The organism is Marinobacterium sedimentorum (assembly GCF_024267675.1).
Lineage (GTDB): Bacteria > Pseudomonadota > Gammaproteobacteria > Pseudomonadales > Balneatricaceae > Marinobacterium_A > Marinobacterium_A sedimentorum.
Genome location: NZ_JALDYX010000075.1, coordinates 1 through 1,799, shown reverse-complemented (window position 1 = coordinate 1,799; position 1,799 = coordinate 1). Strand labels below are relative to the sequence as shown.

The window sequence follows — 1,799 nt, the reverse complement described above, 5'->3', positions numbered from 1 at the left end:
CGGTAAACATTTCCCGCGCTATCTTGAAAACGCGCTCATTCGGGCGAAAATCAAGTGTGCCCTCGATCTGTTGACGCCAGGCGTCCAGCTTTTGCTTGTTATTGTTGCTCACAGTCTTGCCTCCAGTCGCAGCCAGAACGAGCCTGTTGCAGCCCGTTCATTCAGTGCCACCATGAAACCAGACAGGAGGGATAGCGGGCTATCCCGATATCCCGCGAGCTTTATCCGATTTTCCACCCCAGGGGGTAAAACACCAACGAACAGGTTAGCCGCCACTCTGTGCAACAGTGCTGCACAGAGCCGCACAGAGCCGCACAGAGCCGCACAGAGCCGCACAGAGCCGCACAGAGCCGCAAGATTGACGTCCGCGCAGGGATGGTGGTACCTTTATGGGGCGCTGCGCTGCGCTATTTTCCAATACGACAGCTATAAAAATCAGAATAAGGTAACGCGCCATGCTGGGTATTCATAATCTGGTTGAGGGCCGTATAAAGGATACTATCAGCACAGAAATTCTCGATGCTGAGGCGGCAAGGTCCTGGATGGAAAGTATCTGCGGCCCGCACTATTTAAAAGTCAAAAACACCCATTCCATTCGATTTCGCCACGTCGGAAATATTTTAACGTCCACGACTACCGCTATTGGTCATATTGAATATGGCACCGACGTTACCGTAGAGATCGATGATTTGCACAGCAGTTATAGCATCAGCTTACCTGTCAGCGGATTTCAGGCACTGGAAGGCCCCAGCCTGCAGGCACAATCAGACATCAGCCGCGGCGTTATTATCTCCCCCTCCACCGCCTGCCGCCTGCACATCAGCGGAAACTGTCGAAAAACGCTGGTGCGAATATCCCGCCAGGCCATGGAGGCCGGACTGGAAAACCTGCTGCGACGCCCCGTGACCGAACCGCTGATATTCCAGACCCAGATGGATGCCGCCATAGGCGCGAACAGCGCCTGGTGGCGCACTATCCGGCACATTGAGAACGAACTTCGATGCACCAACGGGCTCTATAACAGCTCGCATTTTATTCGCGAAATGGAACAGGCGCTGATCAAGGGCATTATTGTTTCACAGCCCAACAATTACTCCCAGGCGATTGAACAGCTAAGCTGCACCTCTATTCCGGCCTATCTAGCACGCACGATAGAATTCATTAAAAAACATGCCCATGACGACATCAGCATTGAGGATATCGAGCAGGCTGCCAGCGTTTCACGCAACAAACTTTATAACGACTTCAAGAAATATATCGGCGAACCGCCAACTTCCCACCTTAAAAGAATTCGACTGGAAGGCGCACGTCAGGACATTTTAACTGACAGCGCCAACGAGAATATATCCTCCATCGCCATGAAGTGGGGATTTTATCACCTAGGTCGTTTTTCCGTTGATTACAAAAAGCAATTCAATGAATCACCCTCTGAAAGTGTTCAACGCATTAAAAACGCGACATCATTCTAAATTTCAGAATCAATCAATAAAAAGGCCGACAATTTGTCGGCCTTTTTATTATTAACCATTCCGATTAATAACCCACAGAGTTTCGGCCTGAGTTTCGATAGACATGTCTCGTGGCCCGAACACCGGCAGCTGTCAGGATGCCGGCATCCAGCTGTCTTGCTGCGGTATTGAAACGCGCTCAGCCCTCGCTCTGGGCCCACTTCGCCATCAGGCGGTTGGACGGCAGCGTTTCATCGAGCAGCTTGGCGGCGGTTTCATGACCGGCCACGGGCAACCCTTCGGGATCCAGCACACCGATCTGCACCAGTACCGAGGCCTGATCCCAGTAGA

Annotated in this window: 1 protein-coding gene; it reads left to right on the top strand. The window is 51.9% G+C overall.

The window, feature by feature from the left end:
• The first annotated feature begins 455 nt into the window (after positions 1 to 455).
• Entirely contained in the window at positions 456 to 1,469 is a 1,014-nt protein-coding gene (locus tag MRS74_RS23470; protein ID WP_254582709.1) for an AraC family transcriptional regulator, read from the top strand.
• The last annotated feature ends 330 nt before the right edge of the window (positions 1,470 to 1,799 follow it).